Source organism: Streptomyces lanatus (assembly GCF_014655715.1).
GTDB classification, from domain to species: domain Bacteria; phylum Actinomycetota; class Actinomycetes; order Streptomycetales; family Streptomycetaceae; genus Streptomyces; species Streptomyces lanatus.
In genome coordinates this window covers 339,810-353,822 of sequence record NZ_BNBM01000004.1, presented here as the reverse complement: position 1 = coordinate 353,822, position 14,013 = coordinate 339,810, and the positions used below count along the sequence as shown (strand labels likewise).

Below are 14,013 nucleotides of genomic sequence, written 5' to 3'. Positions count from 1 at the left end.
CGGGTGCCATGCTGGTCGGCAGGTGAATGACAGCTGGTGCGCGACGGTCGGAAGGGGCGGCGTGGGTTTCGAGGGTGACGTCTGGATGGTGCGCGGCGGGGACGGGCCGGTGGGGGAGATCCTGGTCGACGACTCCGACTTCCCGTGGCTGTCGGGCCGTTTCACGCCCGGTCCGGGGTACGAGGCGGTGCGTGACCTGTTCGTCCGTGAACTGGCCCTGCTGGAGCGGGATCAGGACGAGGAGCGGGACCAGTGGGAGGCGGCCTACGACGAGATCCGAAGACGCGTCACACTCGCCTCGCCGGACGGTCCTGTCGCGGAGTTCCTGCTGCATATCGAGGGGGACAGGGCGTGGTTCAGGTGGAGCGAGGAGCCGTTCGGCGACTAGTCCCAGGGATCCGGCCGACCTTGTTCACGTCCAGGTACGTTGCACCGCTTCACGAGCCGCCGACCACCCCCGACACTCAGGGACGCATTCGCGTGGGGCACTCGTCGCCCTCTCGAAGTCGGACAACGGCAGGCGCGACACCTATCGTGTGCGCCTGCCGCATCGTGGCCTTTCAGTCCCGCGGTGCGACGCGGATACGGTTCCCGTCAGGATCGGCTGCGAGGAAGGTCAGCCCGAACCCCGCATCATTTGGCTCGTGCAGGATCGTGACGCCCTTGGACTGCCACTGCTTGAAGATCGCGTTGACCTCGTCCGGCCCACCGTCGATGGCCAGACACACCTCACTGGTGCGCGGGACGTCCGCCGACAGATCCTCGAACTGGTCGGACCACAGAGCGAGGTCAGCGCCCGGCCCGAGGTCGAAGGTGATGTATCCCGGAGTCTCGAACGATGGCCTCATGCCGAGGAGGTCGCCGTAGAAACGTGCTGCGGCGGGGGCGTCGTTCACATAGACGATGGACACGACGGATGTGGTCATGGTTGTTCCTTCTCGCAGGTCGGAGGTACGCGTCCACCAGCCTGACCGGGATATGCGCCGCATCATGTCGCAATTCCTGAAAAACTCGGGGTGTGACCCCAGACCGCTTCTTCTCCCTGATGCTGCTCCTCGCGTCAAGGAATGCCGTGACCACACAGGAACTTGCCTCGGCGCTCGGGGTTTCCCTTCGAACCATCACCCGGGACCTGAACTGGCTCCGCGACGCCGGTCTGCCGGTGACCGCGCAACGGGGCCGCCTCGGAGGCGTGACCATGCTGCCCGGGTCCGGGCTCGACCTCACGCGACTCACGCCGGGCGAGCGTGATCATCTGTCGCTCACCGGGCTGGACGAGAAGCAACGTGCGGAGCTCAACGCATCGGTCGAAAGCCGGCGCGCGCTCTCCAAGATCGCCGCTACACAGTCACGTGGAGTTCATGAGCTCCTGCCGCTCACCGACGTGGTGCATGTGGACAGCCGTCCCTGGCTCCAGGCACATACTTCTGGCACGACTCCGGCATCGCTGATCGGCCCAGTGCGGCGAGGTCGCCAGCTACGGATCGAGTACGACAGCCCACGCGAGTCATGCCCACGCGACCTGGTCGTGGATCCCTACGGGCTGTTCGCCAAGGCCGGCACCTGGTACCTCGTCGCCGACTGTGCCCGAGTGCCACGGATGTACCGACTCGAACGGATCACGGCGTGGAAAGAAGTCGACCAGCCACGACGGATCCGCGAGAACCAGACCCTGGCCACCGTCGCTGCAGCGCTCGTTGATCAGTGGGAACACAATCACGCGATAGAGGTCAGCGCCACCATCGACCAGACCCAGATCGAGCGAGCACGACGGATCCTTGGCCAGCGACTCGTCCAGGACGACCAAGACGCATCCGCCACCCGCCACAAGGTAAGGATCCGCTTCCTGCACCTGGAGGACGTGCGAACACTGCTGCCGTTCGGGAGCACCATCACTGTGCACGGCCCCACCGAAGCCAGGGCTCACCTCCGTGACCTCGCCACCAACCTTGCCCATCACTATGCGCCGTCACCAACGTCCTCACTCGCAACAACTAGTTGCTCCTGTGAGCACTGATGCCGCCCACTGCTACCTTCCGTAGCCATGACCGACAGCTTTTACGTGGGCAATGCGGGCAGGGACGCGGCACTGGACCGGGGGTGGCTGCTGGGGCATTTCAAGGGTGCCTCCGATCCTCGGCACAGTGAGGACGTGGAGATCAAGTGGGGCGTCCATCCGCGGGGCGATGAGCGGGCTCGGTGGGTGACGGGTGAGGAGCGGACCGCTCTGCTGGTTCTCATCAGCGGGCGCTTTCGGGTGGAGTTGCCGGGGCGCAGTGTGGTCCTGGCCGAGCAGGGTGACTACGTCGTGTGGGGGCGAGGGGTCGACCACTCCTGGTTCGCGGAGGAGGAGTCCGTGGTGTTGACGGTCCGGTGGCCGTCCGTCCCCGGTTACCGGGTCGACGAGGGCGAATCCGCTGCCGGGCAGGGCCAGGCGGTGAGGTCGAGGGCCTCCGTGCGGTGAGGATTCGACTCAGGGCAGGACACCGGCGGGGCTGCGCACGGCGTCACGCAGGCGTGCGGCGTCGTGGCTGGGGGCGGAGCCGAACTGGCGGCGGTACTCCCGGCTGAACTGCGAAGGGTTGTCGTAGCCGACGCGGCGGCCGACGCCGGTGACGTCCCCGGGGTGGGTGGCGAGCAGTAGCCGGGCCTCCTGGAGCCGGATCTGCTTCTGGAACTGGATGGGGCTCATCGCCGTAACGGCCTGGAAGTTGCGGTAGAAGGCGGAGACGCTCATGCCGGACATCCGGGCCACGTCCTCGACCCGGAAGGGCTCCGCGTAGTGCTCGCGGATCCAGCGCACGGCCCGGGAGACATGGCTGAGGCTGCTGTCGGCGAGGCCGAGCTGACGAACCGTCGCCCCCTGCTCACCGGTGATCAGGCGCCACAGGATCTCGCGTTTGACCAGCGGGGCGAGCACCGCCCGGTCGCGGGGTTCGTCGAGCAGCCGCAGCAGCCGGACCACCGCGTCGAGCAGCGCGGCCGGGGCGTCGCTGACGGCGATCCCCGACGGCGCGCCTCCGCCGGGCCGGGGGGTGTCTCCCGGGCCCGCCTGGAGCAGGAGTTCGGCTACGGCTGACGGGTCCAGCGTGAGACCGAAGCCCAGCGCGGGGTGCTCGGCGTCGGCCCGGATGAACTGGCCGGTGACCGGCAGGTCGACCGAGGCCACCAGATACTGCCCGGGACCGTACTCGAAGACCCGGTCGCCCAGGGCGAGGCGTTTGGCGCCCTGGGCGATGACCGCGAGGACCGTGCCGGACATCGAGGGCGCGGGCGGGTCCGAGCGGTCGACCTTCGAGATCAGGACGCCGTCGATGGCGGTGGTCCAGTCGGGACGGACGTGCCGGGCCAGCAGCACACGGAGCTCTTCCAGCGGCATACGGCCATTGCAGCACGGTTGCGCCCGCAAGGCGCCGAGAGCGAGAGGATCGTGCAAGTGCGAGCGAGCATCGTTCTAACGTTTCCGCAGGTCACATGGGTTGAATGGAAGCAGTTCACCGCTTCCTTCCACTCACGGGAGAGACCATGAAGATCGCCATCGTCACCGGCGCCAGCTCCGGCATCGGGCAGAGTGCCGCCATCGAGATCGCCGAGCGCGGGATCGGTGTGATCCTGACCTACGGCAGCAACAAGCGCGGCGGGCTGGAGACGGTCGCCGCCATCGAGGAGGCGGGCGGCACGGCCGTGGCGCTGCCGCTGGACGTCGGTGCGAGCGACACGTTCGACGCCTTCCGCGACACGGTGGCCGGCGTGCTCAAGGAGACCTGGGGGCGCGACACGTTCGACCACCTGGTCAACAACGCGGGAATCGCGCAGACCGCGCTGATCGAGGACATGACGGAGGACATGTTCGACCGGCTGACCCGGGTCCTGCTCAAGGGACCGTACTTCCTGACCCAGAAGCTGCTGCCGCTGATGGCGGACGGTGGCGCCGTCGTCAACACCAGCAGCAACTCGGCCGGCACCACCACCGGCCTGGAGCCCGGCTACTCGGCCTACGCCACCATGAAGGGCGGCCTCGACGTGCTGACCCGGTACATGGCCAAGGAGTTCAGCGGCCGAGGCATCCGCGTCAACGCCGTCTCGCCCGGGGCGACCCGCACCCGCCTCGCCGACGACGCCTTCACCCGGTTCCCCGAGGTGATCCCGGGCCTCGCCGCGAAGACCGCGTTCGGCCGGGTCGGCGAACCCGACGACATCGGCGCGATGATCGCCACGCTGGTCTCCGAGGAGAGCCGCTGGGTCACCGCGCAGAACATCGAGGTGTCGGGCGGATACAACCTGTAGGGACGGCCGTGACCGCTGGAGCGGGTCGCCCATGCCGCCGTCACCCGTCCCGCCGTCAGCCGCCGTTCAGCAACGCCTCCGCCTCGGCCAGGATCTCGGTCACCCGCAGCCCGAACGCCGCGTCGCACGCATGCGGCCGCCCGTCGCGGGACGCGGCCAGCAGCGCGTCCGAGGCCCGGAGCAGCGCGGACACTGCGCTCTCGGTGCTCTCCGGGAGGACCGTCACCCCGGTCGTGCCCCGCAGTTCCACCGTGGCTCCCGCGGCGGCGGGCGGCGCCGTGAGGCTCAGGGCGAGGGTGCTCGACGCGCCGTCGAGGTGATCGAGGACCAGGTGGACGGTGTCGCCGGGGCCGGGCGCGGCGGCCGTCACCCGCCGCACCTCCCCCAGGACCGGCAGCAGCACGGACAGGGCGTGCGGGCCCACGTCCCACAGCGCGCCCTTCTCCTGTCGCCACGGCGAGTCGGCGAACGGGTTGTCGTCACCGCTGAACACCGCGCCGAGCCACTCGGCACGCCCCGTGAACCAGCCCTCCGCAGCCGCCTGTTCGGAGATCCACGCCTCGGTCTCCGGCTGGAACCGGGCGGTGAAGAACACGACCGACGCCACCCCGGCCGCCTCGACGGCCTCCACGATCGCCCGTGCCTGCTCCACCGTCGGCGCGAGCGGCTTGTCCAGCAGCAGATGGCGGCCCGCCCGCGCGGCCCGCACCGCGAGGTCCGCCTGGATCGAGGGCGGCAGGGCCACGGCCACAGCGTCCACATCGGCGAGCAGCGCGTCGACGTCGTCGTAGGCACGAACGCCGTAGCTGTCGGCCAACTCCTTCGTGGGGGCCGTACGGCGGCCCCACACCCCGACGAAGTCCAGTTCCGCGTGCCGGTCCAGGGCGGGGGCGTGGGCCATCTGGGCCCAGGGGCCGGTGCCGAGCAGTCCGATGCGCATGCCGCCGCCTCTCACAAAGCCGTCGATCGATCGGGGTGAGCGTGTCACACCGACCCTGAGCCCGCGCAAGCGCGTACATGGCCGATCTCGGCGGCGGAGACGCGGCAAGGGATTCAGCGGCGGCGTCACTGAATGCATTCGCTTTCTTCTATTGGACCTCCCGTGTCCGGACGGCGACGCTGGACGACAACGTTTCCCGCGCGACAGCCGAGACAGCCGAGAAGAACCGAAAGCCGAAAGAGGTCACCAACCCATGCACACCCGCCGCATCGGGGATGTAGAGGTCAGCGCGATCGGTCTGGGCGGGATGCCCATGTCCATCGAGGGCCGCCCGGACGAGGCACGTTCCCTCGCCACGATCCACGCCGCGCTCGACGCCGGTGTGACTCTGATCGACACCGCCGACTCCTATCACCGCGACGCCCACGAGGTCGGTCACAACGAGACCCTCATCGCCAAGGCCCTCGCCTCCCACGACCTCGGCAAGGACGTCCTCGTCGCGACCAAGGGCGGCCATCTGCGCCCCGGTGACGGCAGTTGGACGCTCGACGGCAGCCCCGGCCACATCAAGGAGGCCTGCGAGGCGTCGCTGCGCCGGCTCGGCGTGGAGGCCATCGGGCTCTACCAGTTCCACCGGCCCGACCCGAGGGTGCCGTACGCCGAGTCGGTCGGTGCCGTACGCGAACTGCTCGACGAGGGCAAGATCCGCATGGCCGGGATCTCCAACGCCAACCCGGACCAGATCAGGCAGGCGAACGACATCCTCGGCGGCCGGCTGGTCTCCGTGCAGAACCAGTTCTCCCCGGCCTTCCGCTCCAGCGAGCCCGAGCTGCGCCTGTGCGACGAACTCGGCATCGCCTTCCTGCCCTGGAGCCCGCTCGGCGGTATCTCCCGGGCCGGTGAACTGGGCTCCGCCTACGCCCCGTTCGCGCGCGTCGCCGAGGCGCACGGGGTGAGCCCGCAGCGGGTGTGCCTGGCCTGGATGCTCGCCAAGTCGCCGTTCGTCGTCCCGATCCCCGGTTCGAGCCGCCCGGAGACCATCCTCGACTCGCTCGCCGCGACGGAACTCACCCTCACCGCAGACGAGATCGCCGAGCTGGACGCCGTCTGAATCTCTTTCGGGAAGTCGGTGGCCGACCGCGCGTGTAGACCCTCCGGGGGCGGGGGCGGGAAAGCGCTTGCCCCATATGGTGCTCGCCCGAAAGGCTTGCCCTCCGCCTCCGCCCCCGGGAAGGACAACGCCGATGGCGTCGTCGCACGAGAGACCGCTCGACCACCGCTACCGGGACGAACACCCCGTACGCACCCTCGCCTACCTCTTCCGCGCCGACCGTCGCCGTCTCGCGGCGGCGGTCGGCGTCTTCACCGTCAAGCACAGCCCGGTCTGGCTGCTGCCGCTGATCACCGCGTCCATCATCGACACCGTCGTCCAGCACGGGCCGATCAGCGATCTCTGGCTGAGCACCGGCGTGATCATGTTCATCCTGCTGGTCAACTACCCCCTGCACGTCCTCTACGTCCGCCTCCTGTACGGCAGTGTCCGCCGCATGGGCACCGGCCTGCGCTCCGCCCTGTGCACCCGGATGCAGCAACTGTCCATCGGCTACCACTCCCGCGTCAGCGCCGGTGTGCTCCAGGCCAAGGTCGTGCGGGACGTCGAGACCGTCGAGCAGATGGTGCAGCAGACCGCCGAGACCGGGCTCGGCGCGGGCACCGTGCTCATCGGCGGCCTCGTCATCATCGCCATCCGCACACCGGAGTTCGTGCCCGTCTTCCTCGTCGTCGTGCCCGCCGCCGCACTGGTCGTCGCCCGCCTCAGGGCCCGACTGCGCACCCACAACGAGCACTTCCGCCACGAGGTCGAGACCCTCTCCTCCCGCGTGACGGAGATGACCCGCCTCATCCCGGTCACCCGCGCCCACGGCCTGGAGGGCAAGGCGCTGCGCCGCATGGACGGCACCCTGCACCGGCTGCTCACCTCCGGCATGCGCCTCGACCTCGTCAACGGCCGCTTCGGCTCGCTCGCCTGGGTCGTGCTGAACGTGGTCGGCGTGCTCGTCCTCGCCGGCGCGGCGCTGATCTCGTACTACGGCGTCTGGGGCGTCACCGCCGGCGACGTCGTCATGCTGAGCGCGTTCCTGACCACGCTGACCAACTCCACCACCACGCTGGCCGGTCTGGCCCCGGTCATCACCAAGGGCCTGGAGTCCGTCCGCTCCGTCGGCGAGGTCCTCCAGGCCCCCGAGCTGGAGGACAACGAGGGCAAGGCCGAACTCACCGCGCTGCGCGGCGCCGTGACCTTCGAGGGCGTCGGGTTCACCTACGAGGAGAGTGAGCGCCCGGCCGTACGGGACTTCAACCTCTCCGTCTCACCGGGGGAGACCATCGCCCTGGTCGGTGCGTCCGGCGCGGGCAAGTCCACCGTGCTGAACCTCGTCATCGGCTTCATCCGCCCGACCTCGGGCCGACTGAGTCTGGACGGCACGGACATGAACACCCTCGACCTGCGCACCTACCGCCGCTTCGTGTCGGTGGTGCCGCAGGAGTCGATCCTCTTCGACGGCACGGTCCGCGAGAACGTGGCCTACGGCATGGACGACGCCGACGAGGAGATGGTGCGCGCGGCGTTGCGCGACGCCAACGCCCTTGAGTTCGTGGACCGGCTGCCACAGGGCCTCGACACCCTTGTCGGCGAGCGCGGCGCACGCCTGTCCGGCGGGCAGAAGCAGCGCCTGGCCATCGCCCGGGCCCTGATCCGGGACCCCAGGGTGCTGGTCCTCGACGAGGCCACCTCCGCCCTGGACACCCGGTCGGAGGCGCTCGTACAAGAGGCCCTGGCCCGGCTCCTGCACGGCCGTACCACCTTCGTGGTGGCCCATCGCCTGTCCACCGTGCGGGGCGCGGACCGGATCGTGGTGTTGGGGGACGGCCGTATCGAGGAGATCGGCACCCATGAGGAACTCCTGCGCCGGGGCGGGGCGTACACCGCGCTGCACAGCGGCCAGGTCGCCTGACGCGACCGGTCCCGCCCGCTCCGGGGAGCGGCCGGGACCGGTTGTCGGGCGGGGTTACGGTCGGTCGACGACGCGGCCCAGTTCGATCCGGTCGATGTTCGGCGCCCATGCCGTCGCGTTGCCGAGCGTCACCTTGTTGGAGCCCTTCTTCAGGTCGACCGGGACGCCCACCGTCCAGTAGTCGTCCGCGCTCCAGGTGTTCTTGAAGGTGACCCTCACCGGCGCGGCATCGCCCACCGTGATGTCGGCCGTACGGGACATGATGTCCGTGTTGTAGGCGTGGCCGTTGTCCCGCCGGTCGTTGTGCGCGTACTGGACGACCAGCACATAGCGCCCGGAGCTGGGCGCCCGCACCGTGAACTTGGCCGTGCTGTCAGGGCTGTTGCCGAGCCGGCCGATGTAGGACCCGCCGGAGGCGTACGCGGAGTCGACCAGCTCGGCTCCGCCCGCGAGCGTGGCCGAGGACGCCTCGTAGGCGAGAGTTCCCGTGGCCGAACCGGCGCCCGACACATCGAGGGAGCGCACGGAGGCGTGCCCCGCGCTCATCGCGACGCGGTTGTTGCCCGCGACCAGGTAGAGACGCAGGGGCCGTCCGGGCGCCGCCGTCACCGTCTCCCCGTGCAGGGCGAGCTTCACCGGTGCTGATGCCCGAGGCGTCACCGTGTAGTAGCCGTCGCGCGGGGCGTAGACGTCGAACACCGCCTTGTCACCGGAGCGCAGCACGAGGGCACCCGTGCCCACCCCGGCCGACGAGGAGTAGTCGTACGACGGGCTGCCGCTGATGTCCGCCAACGTGGCCTCGTACGAGGCGGAGTGCTCGCCGGTCCGGGCCGTCAGATCGATGCGGTCCAGCGTGACCTCGGCGGAGCCCTTGGCCAGTGTCAGTACATGGGTGCCCGCCGACAGGCGCAGCGGTAGTTCCTGCTTGGCGCGGTAGGTCCAGTTCTCGGTGGAGGGGTAGGTGACCGTGGCCGGGTCGCCGCCGTCGACCGAGAGGCGCTGGGTGGCGGGGGTGCCGGACTGGTTGCCGTAGAGGATCGCCAGGTTGTATGTGCCGTCGCGCGGGACCGTGACCGTGAAGTCGACCTTGCTGGTGGGCTGGTTGAGGGAGCCGACGTCCTTCGTGCCGGAGGCGGCGTAGCCGTTGGCGTTCTCGACCGTGCCCTGGGTGTAGACCTTGCCGTCGGTGATGGCGGCGGTCTCCGCCTCGTACGACGCGGACCAGGGCACGGAGGGCGTGGCCGGGGTGCCGTGGCCGCCGGGGGTGAGGACGATCCGGTAGGCCGACATCTTGCGCATGTCGCGCAGGGGCACGGTCACCGAACCGTCCTCCGCCACCCGCACCTTGGCACGGGCGAGGACGCGGGGCGTCGCATGCTGCCCCTCGTAGCCGGACCAGGCGGCCTCGGCGACGGTCGCGGTGACCGTATGTCCGAAGACCGACCGGGAGACGCCCCGGACCACGACGTCCGAGTCGCCCGCGGAGCCGCCGAGCAGGACCTGGGCCTGGCGGCGCCCGGTGTCGAGGGAGGCGAGGCCCTGGAGGGTGTCGATGGTGTTGGCCTGCGGCGGGGTCACCTTGACGGTGTCGCCGGTCAGCCCGGCGTACCAGCGGAAGAACCACCAGCCGCCGTTGGGGATGTTGGAGCGGACCACATGGCCGCTGAGGTTGCCCGCCGCGTCCCAGTAGGCCGCGTTGGCGTACACCTTGTTCCTCTCGAACATCGAGACCCACTGCACGAGTTGACCCGGCACGGACAGGTCACGACGGTTGGCGTACTCATCGATGTTGATCTTCAGCGGCGCTACGCCCGCCGCCCGCTCCAGGGAACGGTAGTCATCGTAGTGCGCCTGGAAGTCCCGCAGCGAGCCGGAGCCCAGCTCGTGCCAGGTCATGACCTGGGGAAGGACGTTCTCGCGCTTGGCGAAGGCGAGGAAGTCCTTGAGCAGACGGGTGTGGTAACCGGCCTCGTTGGGGCCGGCGATGCGTGCGTCGGGGTCGATCGCGCGGATCCGGTGGTACACCGTCTTCCAGTCCTGAAAGAAACGGTCGCGGTTGGCCTCGTACTGGGCCTGGTCGGCGACACCGAGCTTGTACCAGATCTGGTCGGGCTCGTTGAACGGGATGTAGACGAAACGCTCGCTGTTCGGGTCGGCCGCGACCTCCTTGGCGATCCTGTCGACCTTGGGGAGATAGTCGTCGATGCCGAGGTCCTCGTACGGCCACTTGGCGTAGATGTCCTGCATCATCACGTTGATCTCGCCGCCGCCGCTGCGGAAGAACGACTTGGAGACGGTCAGCGCGTCGCCGTTGGGGTGCTGGGCGCCGCCCTCCGGCTTCTGCGAGACGCTGGTGATCTTCAGCGGCTCCAGCGCGGCGTCGCTGGGCACCCCGTCGTCGCTGAGCCCGTACAGCGCCCCGTTGGCGCCGAGCATCACCGGGCCCTCGGAGGCGTCGAGGTCTACGGTGAGGCGCTGCGGATCTGCGGCCGCGGCTGCCGGGGAGGCGGTGGTGCCTGTCATCGCGGTGACTCCAAGTACGGCTGCTAGCAGGGCGGTTCTGATACGGCTTCGTGTGCGGGTGGGGACGATCACGCTGCTGGACCTCCAGTCACTGCGGTCATTTGACGGCTCCACTGGTGATTCCGGACACGATCTTTCGCTGGCCGACCACGAACACGGCGACCATCGGCAGGCTCATCACCACGACGTACGCGAAGACGAGATGCCAGTTGTTGAGATAGAGCTGGGCGCTGGCGACCTGGTAGAGGTTCAGCGGGAGGGTGGCCCGGTCGCCGCCGCCGAGCACGAAGAAGGCGTAGAAGATGTCGCTCCAGGCGTAGAGCATCACCATGATCGTCGCGGTGGCGATCACCGGGCGGAGCAGCGGCAGCACGATCCGCAGGAAGATCCGCCACGGCGTCGCGCCGTCGATACGGGCCGCCTCCTCCAGCTCCATGGGGATGGCGCGGATGAAGCCGGTCATGAAGAAGATCGATGTGGACAGATACATCCCGGTGTAGACGGCGATCATGCCTGGACGGGTGCTGGCGAGGCCGAGCTGGCGCAGTTCCATCACGATGGTGATGACGGCGGGCGGCAGCAGCAGTCCGCTGATGCACAGCGCGTACGCCGCCGACACCAGCTTCGACTTGCGGCGCGCGAAGACCCACGCGGCGCCCGCCCCGAGGAACAGCACGAGGACCACCGAAGGGACCACGACCAGCAGGGAGTTGACGAAGCCGCGCAGCATCTCGCCCTGGCCGACGGCGTCCGCGTAGTTGTCCGTCGGCTGCCAGTGATGCGGCAGGTCCAGATTGGGTTTGATCGCCTCCGCCTGCGGCTTGGCCGAGGTGACGGCGACCAGCCAGAGCGGTACGCCGACCGCCAGAGCGGCGAGGAGGATCACGAGGGCCGGACGGCCGTACCGCCACATCGGCGTCACAGCAGTTGCTCCCTTCGCCTGAGGCCGACGACCAGCGGAATCGCCACGGCGACCACGACCAGGAAGAGCACCAGGCTCATCGCGGAGGCCTGGGCGTACAGGCCCTGTCCGAAGACGCGGAACATATAGATGTTGAAGACCTCCGTGGACGCCGCGGGGCCGCCGCCCGTGGTGGCCTGGACGATGTCGAAGGTGTTCATCGAGCCGATCAGCGCGGTCGTGACATTGAAGGTGACGGCCGGCGCGAGCATCGGCCAGCGCACCGACCGGAACGTCCGCCAGGGCCCGGCGCCGTCCATCCGCGCGGCCTCCAGCATGTCGCCGGGGATGCCCTTGAGCCCGGCCAGATAGATCAGCATGGACAGGCCCATCCACTTCCAGCCGTGGATCAGCGTCACCACGACCAGCGTCCATGTGGTCGAGCCCAGCCACGGAATGTCCGCGCCGAGCACCGAGTTGAGGGCACCGTCCTGGTCGAGGAGCGCCTGGAAGACATAGCCGGTGGCGAGCGCCGAGATCAGCACCGGCAGGAAGAACACGGCGCGGAAGAACCGGTTGAAGCGCGTGTCGGACTCCAGCAGCAGCGCAAGGACCAGCCCGAAGCCGTTCTGGAACAGCGCCGCCAGCAGCGCGTACAGCAACGTCGTACGGATGGCGCGCAGCAGCGAACCGTCGTCGACCACCGTCCGGAAGTTGTCGAGGCCGGTGAACGCGATGTCCGGGTGGTACGAGGACCAGTTGGTGAACGGGTAGTAGAAGTTCAGCAGGTTCGGCACCAGGAAGAAGCCCGCGAAGACGACGACCGCGGGGAGCGCGAACCACCACGGGTGGTGCACGGCGGCGCGCGGCAGCCGTCCCACGCCCTTGGGTGCGCCTTGCTCAGAAGACTTCTTACGCGTACGTACGACCGTGTCCGTCATCGTCAGAACCCGGGCGCGTCCTGGGCCTTGGCCACCTGCGCGAACTGGTCCTGGATGGCCTGGGCGACCTGCTGGGCGTCCTTCTTGCCGTAGATCATGTCGGCGAGGTACAGGTGGGTGTCCGGGGCGACGATCGCCTTGGCCTGGAAGACCCCGATGGCCGTCGGCAGGGCCGCGACCTGGGCCTTGGACGTCTGCGGCAGCCCGCCGGGAGTGGGCACGGACGGCTGCACGGAGGGGATCTTCATCGTCTTGATGTAGTCGGCGTAGTCGGGGCCGAGCCAAAAGGCCATGAATTGCCGGGCCGCGTTCTGCCGCTTCTCGTCACCGGTCTTGAAGGCGACCACACCGTTGGTCTGGTCGGGGGAGTACAGGCCGGTGGCGGAGGAGTTGGCGACCGGGAACCAGCCGATCTTTTCGTCGATCTCGGCGGTGGAGTACTTGGCCTGCAACTGGCTCTGGAAGGACGTGACATTGAGGACCATGCCGACGTCGCCCTTCCACAGTGCGTCGGCCTGCCCGGTGAAGGTGCCGGTGCGGTAGTTCTTCTGCGCGAGCCCGGCGTCGAGCAGCTTCTCCTTGTACTTCTTGATCGCGCCGACGACGACCGGGTTGGTCCACTTCTCCTTGTTCTCGTTCAGCCCCTCCCACCACTGCTTGTCCAGGTCGGTGAGCTGGAGCTGCATCTGCCACTGCAAGGGCCACTTGTCACCGCCGGCCTCGTAGAAGGCGGCGGCGTCCGTCTTGTCGACGACCTCGTGGCCGAGGGCGAGCAAGTCGTCGTAGGACTGGGGGAAGTCCTTCTCGGCGATGCCCGCTTGCCGGAACACGTCCTTGTTGTAGTAGACGCCGAGCATCGCGGGGCTGGTGACGATCGCCGCGTACCGCTTGCCGTCGATGACACCGAGGGACTTCTCGGTGTCGCCGAGTCGGGAGACCCAGTCCTCGCCGTCGAGGGTGAGGAGGTTCTGCTGCGGCTGGACGAAGGGGAGCGTGGAGATCGACGGCTGCCAGAACATCAGGTCGGGGCGGTCGCCGGAGGCGAGTTTCGTCGGCACGTTCTGCTCGTAGAGGTCCGGGATCGCCTGGGTCTCCACGGTCGCGCCGGTCGCCTTCTCGAACGCGTCGATGACCTGCTTGGGGGCGGTGACCGTGTTCTGCGCGGTCCACATCGTCAGCTTCACCCCGTCGAGGCGTGCGGTCGGATTCACCGCCGACTGCCCGGAGTCGGACGTGGAGTCCGCAGCCGTGGGGTCGCTGCACGCCGTCGCGGCCAGACCGAGCGTGCATATCAGCGCCAGTGCGGGGAGTGCTCTTCTCTTCATCACGTGCCTTTCGGAGCAGGTGGTTCAGGAAGCGGTACTCACAACAGCCATGTGTTCAGGGCGGGTTCTGCAGCCTTGTTCA

13 protein-coding genes are annotated in these 14,013 nt (G+C 68.8%); 6 read left to right on the top strand and 7 right to left on the bottom strand.

Annotation, left to right across the window (positions count from 1 at the left end; all coding sequences use genetic code 11):
• The first annotated feature begins 61 nt into the window (after positions 1-61).
• On the top strand, positions 62-388 hold the full coding sequence (locus IE325_RS13560) for a hypothetical protein (protein ID WP_190070083.1): 327 nt from the start codon (positions 62-64) through the stop codon (positions 386-388).
• Positions 389-560: 172 nt separating this feature from the next.
• Here the strand turns inward: IE325_RS13560 and IE325_RS13555 are convergent, their stop codons facing one another.
• Positions 561-926, bottom strand: a complete 366-nt coding sequence (locus tag IE325_RS13555) for a VOC family protein (protein WP_190070082.1) — start codon at positions 924-926, stop codon at positions 561-563.
• Between the two features lie 92 nt (positions 927-1,018).
• Here IE325_RS13555 and IE325_RS13550 point away from each other — a divergent pair, with 92 nt between their 5' ends.
• Both IE325_RS13550 and IE325_RS13545 read left to right on the top strand, forming a co-directional pair.
• Positions 1,019-2,017 carry a helix-turn-helix transcriptional regulator gene (locus IE325_RS13550; RefSeq protein WP_190070081.1) on the top strand — a complete coding sequence of 333 codons (999 nt, stop codon included), beginning with the start codon at positions 1,019-1,021 and terminating at the stop codon, positions 2,015-2,017.
• A 27-nt stretch (positions 2,018-2,044) separates the two neighbouring features.
• Entirely contained in the window at positions 2,045-2,464 is a 420-nt protein-coding gene (locus tag IE325_RS13545) for a cupin domain-containing protein (RefSeq protein WP_190070080.1), read from the top strand.
• Positions 2,465-2,473: 9 nt separating this feature from the next.
• On the opposite strand, the gene IE325_RS13540 is transcribed toward IE325_RS13545, so the two are convergent.
• A complete protein-coding gene (locus IE325_RS13540; protein ID WP_190070079.1) occupies positions 2,474-3,379 on the bottom strand; it encodes an AraC family transcriptional regulator in 906 nt (301 codons plus the stop codon).
• Positions 3,380-3,525: 146 nt separating this feature from the next.
• Here IE325_RS13540 and IE325_RS13535 point away from each other — a divergent pair, with 146 nt between their 5' ends.
• Positions 3,526-4,287 carry an SDR family NAD(P)-dependent oxidoreductase gene (locus IE325_RS13535; protein ID WP_190070078.1) on the top strand — a complete coding sequence of 254 codons (762 nt, stop codon included), beginning with the start codon at positions 3,526-3,528 and terminating at the stop codon, positions 4,285-4,287.
• A 55-nt stretch (positions 4,288-4,342) separates the two neighbouring features.
• On the opposite strand, the gene IE325_RS13530 is transcribed toward IE325_RS13535, so the two are convergent.
• Positions 4,343-5,227: a Gfo/Idh/MocA family protein gene (locus IE325_RS13530; protein ID WP_190070077.1), complete on the bottom strand. Its 885-nt coding sequence runs from the start codon at positions 5,225-5,227 to the stop codon at positions 4,343-4,345.
• 253 nt (positions 5,228-5,480) lie between these two features.
• On the opposite strand from IE325_RS13530, the gene IE325_RS13525 reads away from it, so the two are divergent.
• Both IE325_RS13525 and IE325_RS13520 read left to right on the top strand, forming a co-directional pair.
• Positions 5,481-6,338: an aldo/keto reductase gene (locus IE325_RS13525; RefSeq protein ID WP_190070076.1), complete on the top strand. Its 858-nt coding sequence runs from the start codon at positions 5,481-5,483 to the stop codon at positions 6,336-6,338.
• Between the two features lie 133 nt (positions 6,339-6,471).
• The gene (locus IE325_RS13520; protein ID WP_190070075.1) at positions 6,472-8,241 is read left to right on the top strand and encodes an ABC transporter ATP-binding protein; all 1,770 of its coding nucleotides are present in this window, start codon (positions 6,472-6,474) and stop codon (positions 8,239-8,241) included.
• A 54-nt stretch (positions 8,242-8,295) separates the two neighbouring features.
• On the opposite strand, the gene IE325_RS13515 is transcribed toward IE325_RS13520, so the two are convergent.
• From IE325_RS13515 to IE325_RS13500, 4 genes are all read right to left on the bottom strand, one after another.
• Complete coding sequence (locus tag IE325_RS13515) at positions 8,296-10,764, bottom strand: carbohydrate-binding protein (RefSeq protein WP_190070074.1); 2,469 nt, start codon at positions 10,762-10,764, stop codon at positions 8,296-8,298.
• A 97-nt stretch (positions 10,765-10,861) separates the two neighbouring features.
• On the bottom strand, positions 10,862-11,677 hold the full coding sequence (locus IE325_RS13510; RefSeq protein ID WP_190070345.1) for a carbohydrate ABC transporter permease: 816 nt from the start codon (positions 11,675-11,677) through the stop codon (positions 10,862-10,864).
• A gap of 5 nt (positions 11,678-11,682) precedes the next feature.
• On the bottom strand, positions 11,683-12,606 hold the full coding sequence (locus tag IE325_RS13505) for a carbohydrate ABC transporter permease (protein ID WP_190070073.1): 924 nt from the start codon (positions 12,604-12,606) through the stop codon (positions 11,683-11,685).
• Between the two features lie 2 nt (positions 12,607-12,608).
• Positions 12,609-13,931, bottom strand: a complete 1,323-nt coding sequence (locus IE325_RS13500; RefSeq protein WP_190070072.1) for an ABC transporter substrate-binding protein — start codon at positions 13,929-13,931, stop codon at positions 12,609-12,611.
• Between the last annotated feature and the right edge of the window lie 82 nt (positions 13,932-14,013).